This window comes from Nocardiopsis sp. TNDT3 (assembly GCF_003427465.1).
In the GTDB taxonomy this organism is placed as follows: Bacteria; Actinomycetota; Actinomycetes; order Streptosporangiales; family Streptosporangiaceae; genus Nocardiopsis; species Nocardiopsis dassonvillei.
In genome coordinates this window covers 1-3,618 of sequence record NZ_QPFC01000013.1, presented here as the reverse complement: position 1 = coordinate 3,618, position 3,618 = coordinate 1, and the positions used below count along the sequence as shown (strand labels likewise).

Below are 3,618 nucleotides of genomic sequence, written 5' to 3'. Positions count from 1 at the left end.
CCCCCCGCAGCCGTGCCCGGGACCCCGGGGCCCGTGCCCACCGCACGCGCCCGGTCCCGGGCACAGTTTTCTCACCCCCCGAGGGGCGGAAGGAAGAATCCCCATGCGACTCGTTGTCGGCCGGATCGGCCGCGCGCACGGCGTCCGCGGCGACGTCGCGGTGGACGTGCGCACGGACGACCCCGCGGCCCGGTTCGCCGACGGTTCCGTGCTGGCCACCGACCCGGCCGAGGCCGGTCCGCTCACCGTCGTCTCCACGCGCCGCCACAGCGGCCGCCTGCTCGTGCGCTTCGAGGGCGTGGCCGACCGCGACGCCGCGGAGGGGCTGCGCGGCACCGCCCTGCTCGTGGACTCCGAGGACATCCCGCCGCTGGAGGACCCGGACGAGTTCCACGACCACGAACTCATCGGCCTGGCCGCGGTGACCACCGGCGCGGACCCGGTCGGTACGGTCGCGGACGTGCTCCACCACGCGCAGGACCTCCTGGTGGTGACCACCCCGGACGGCGCGGAGGTGTACGTGCCCTTCGTGGCGGCCCTGGTCCCCGAGGTGGACGTGGCCGGCGGCCGGATCGTCATCGACCCGCCGCCCGGCCTGCTCGACCTCGCCGACTGAAGGGGCGCGCCGTGCGCATCGACATCATCAGCATCTTCCCCGAGTACTTCGGCCCCCTGGACCTGTCCCTGATCGGCAGGGCCCGCGTGTCCGGGCTGCTCGACGTGCGCGTGCACGATCTGCGCTCCTGGACCCACGACCGCCACAACACCGTGGACGACACCCCCTACGGCGGCGGCCCCGGCATGGTGATGAAACCCGAGCCGTGGGGCGAGGCGCTGGACGAGGTCGTGGGCGAGGGCCCCGCGCGGCTGATCCTGCCCACTCCCAGCGGACGCCCCTTCCGGCAGGCCGACGCCGAGCGCCTGGCCAAGGAGGAGCGGCTGGTCTTCGGCTGCGGCCGCTACGAGGGCATCGACTCGCGGGTCGCGGCGGACGCCGCGGAGCGGATGCCCGTCGAGGAGGTCAGCATCGGCGACTACGTGCTCAACGGCGGCGAGTCCGCGACGCTGGTGATGGTCGAGGCGATCACCCGGCTGCTGCCGGGCGTCCTCGGCAACACCGAGTCCGCGGTGCAGGACTCCTTCGCCTCCGGCGGCATGGAGAACCTCGTGGAGGGGGCGGTCTACACCAAACCCGCCACCTGGCGCGGCCGGGAGGTGCCGCCGGTGCTGCTGTCGGGCAACCACGGCGCCGTGGACCGCTGGCGCCGCGACCAGGCTCTGCGCAAGACCGCGCGCAACCGCCCCGACCTGGTGGAGGCCCTGCCCGAGGAGGCGCTGGACCGGCGCGACCGGGAGGTCCTGGCCGAGGAGGCCGTTCGAGACGCCACCTGAGATGTGGCAGACTGGGTGGGTTCCCCCTCGGTGACCGGCGGCATCCGCATGCCGGCGGTACGACGTCGGCCTCTGTGACGGTCACCCGGGCGGTTCGACAGTACAGACCCATTCGGGCCCTCGCCCGCGTACCCCCTCCCCTGCCGGGGAGCAGGACGCGGAGCGCTATCGATGAGGATTCGCGAGATGCACACCGCCATTCAGGAGCTGGAGAAGGCCCAGCTTCGTTCCGACGTCCCGGAGTTCCGTCCGGGTGACACCCTCAACGTCCACGTCCGTGTGACCGAGGGCAACCGTACCCGTGTCCAGGTCTTCAAGGGCGTCGTCATCCGCCGCCAGGGCTCGGGCAACCGCGAGACCTTCACCATCCGCAAGGTGAGCTACGGCGTGGGCGTGGAGCGTACCTTCCCGATCCACACCCCGGCCATCGAGAAGTACGAGGTCGCCGCCCGCGGCCGCGTGCGTCGCGCCAAGCTGTACTACCTGCGCGACCTGCGCGGCAAGGCCGCCCGCATCCGCGAGCGCCGCTAGTCCGCGACCGGGTGGCCCGGGGCCTCCTCCCGGCGTTTTTCCGTGTCGAATCTCTCCGCTCCCGCCAGGGAGGCAGGATAGGCTTCGGCTCGATGAGCAAAGACGAGAAGGACCTCGGCTCGGACGGGGTCCAGGACGAGGAATCCGCCCAGCCCGGTCCGGAGGAGCACGACTCCGCCACTGGCTCCCGAGCTCATGAGAGCTCGGGAGCCAGTGCTGTCTCCGGTACCGACGGCGAGGAGCCGGATGAGGGGGCGGACGACGAGATGAGCAAGTCCCAGAGCACCGAGAAGAAGGGGTCGTTCTGGAAGGAACTCCCCGTCCTGATCGTGATCGCCGTGGTCCTGGCGTTCGTGATCAGGACCTGGCTGGTGCAGGCCTTCTACATTCCCTCCACCTCGATGGAGAACACCCTCCTCGTCGGGGACCGGGTGCTCGTCAACAAGGTCGTCTACGAGCTCCGCGACATCGAGCGCGGCGAGGTGGTCGTCTTCGACGGCAACGGGTCCTGGGACGATCCGAACACCGTGTCGGTCCCCGAGCCCACCAACCCGGTCTCGGCCGCGTTCACGTGGGTGCAGCAGCAGCTGGGCGCGGCGCCCACGGGCAAGGAGTACATCAAGCGGGTCATCGGCCTGCCCGGTGACACCGTGGAGTGCTGCGACGAGCAGAACCGCGTCCTGGTCAACGGGGTCCCCCTCGAAGAAGAGGCCTACCTGTACCCGGGCAGCGTGGCCACGCACACCGAGTTCGGCCCGATCGAGGTGCCCGAGGGACACCTGTGGCTGATGGGGGACCACCGGGCGATCTCCTCCGACTCGCGGCTCAACCAGAACAACCCCGGCGGCGGCGCGGTCCCGATCGACCACGTCGTGGGACGGGCCTTCGTGATCATCTGGCCGGCCGGGCAGATCGGTCCGCTCAGCATCCCCGAGTCCTTCGAGGAGCTCAACGCCGCGGACGAGTGACGTACCGCGCGGGCGGTCCGACGAGAAAATCCGCACGGCGGAGTACACGGGGCCCTTCCGTGACGCATGATGGAGGCTGGACGGTATCGGCGTCCCCCGACGCGCGGGGCCGCCGTCGACCGGGAACATCCCGGCCGTCGGCGGTGTCCGGATGGGAGGGGACCGGCACACCACGACCGGAGAGTGCGACGAAAGCGAGCGCGTGGATGAGTTCTGAGGACCTGGAGAAGTACGAGGCCGAGATGGAGCTCCAGCTCTATCGCGAGTACCGCGACGTCGTCGGTCTGTTCAGCTACGTGGTGGAGACCGAACGGCGGTTCTACCTCACCAACCACGTCGACCTCCAGCCGCGTTCGACCGAGAACGGGGAGATGTACTTCGAGGTCGTGATGGAGGACGCCTGGGTCTGGGACATGTACCGTCCGGCCAGGTTCGTCCGCAACGTCCGCGTGGTGACGTTCAAGGACGTCAACGTCGAGGAGATCACCAAGGCCGACCTGGAGATGCCGCCCGCAGAGGGGAGCGGGCAGAGCTGATCCGGCCACCGGGCGGCCGGGGAGACCCCGGGGGCCCGGCCCCCGGGTCCGGCCTCCCTCCTCCGGACGCCGCCGGGGTTTTCCACAGGAGAGAACCGGCTCTGGCGCCGTGAACGGAGATCACCGACCGTGGTTACGGGAGGTGGTCGACCTTGGACCGGTGGGCCGAGTACCGAAGGACGCTGGGCGGG

Annotated in this window: 5 protein-coding genes; all 5 read left to right on the top strand. The window is 70.6% G+C overall.

The window, feature by feature from the left end; all coding sequences use genetic code 11:
- Positions 1-103: 103 nt before the first annotated feature.
- The 5 genes from rimM to DQW06_RS00280 all read left to right on the top strand — a co-directional run bounded on the left by rimM (position 104) and on the right by DQW06_RS00280 (position 3,427).
- Positions 104-616 (top strand): ribosome maturation factor RimM, encoded by a 513-nt coding sequence (gene rimM, locus DQW06_RS00300; RefSeq protein ID WP_117197734.1) that lies wholly within the window; start codon positions 104-106, stop codon positions 614-616.
- Between the two features lie 11 nt (positions 617-627).
- Positions 628-1,392 (top strand): tRNA (guanosine(37)-N1)-methyltransferase TrmD, encoded by a 765-nt coding sequence (trmD, locus tag DQW06_RS00295; protein WP_013151284.1) that lies wholly within the window; start codon positions 628-630, stop codon positions 1,390-1,392.
- A 186-nt stretch (positions 1,393-1,578) separates the two neighbouring features.
- Entirely contained in the window at positions 1,579-1,923 is a 345-nt protein-coding gene (gene rplS / locus DQW06_RS00290; RefSeq protein ID WP_019608682.1) for a 50S ribosomal protein L19, read from the top strand.
- Positions 1,924-2,015: 92 nt separating this feature from the next.
- On the top strand, positions 2,016-2,891 hold the full coding sequence (lepB, locus tag DQW06_RS00285) for a signal peptidase I (protein ID WP_117197733.1): 876 nt from the start codon (positions 2,016-2,018) through the stop codon (positions 2,889-2,891).
- Between the two features lie 206 nt (positions 2,892-3,097).
- Complete coding sequence (locus DQW06_RS00280; protein WP_013151287.1) at positions 3,098-3,427, top strand: DUF2469 domain-containing protein; 330 nt, start codon at positions 3,098-3,100, stop codon at positions 3,425-3,427.
- Positions 3,428-3,618: the final 191 nt, after the last annotated feature.

What these genes read in the sequence shown, in the direction of transcription:
- rimM (WP_117197734.1), top strand. Translation starts at nt 104, where the DNA reads ATGCGACTCGTTGTCGGCCGGATCGGCCGCGCGCACGGCGTCCGCGGC.
- rplS (WP_019608682.1), top strand. Translation starts at nt 1,579, where the DNA reads ATGCACACCGCCATTCAGGAGCTGGAGAAGGCCCAGCTTCGTTCCGAC.
- lepB (WP_117197733.1), top strand. Translation starts at nt 2,016, where the DNA reads ATGAGCAAAGACGAGAAGGACCTCGGCTCGGACGGGGTCCAGGACGAG.
- DQW06_RS00280 (WP_013151287.1), top strand. Translation starts at nt 3,098, where the DNA reads ATGAGTTCTGAGGACCTGGAGAAGTACGAGGCCGAGATGGAGCTCCAG.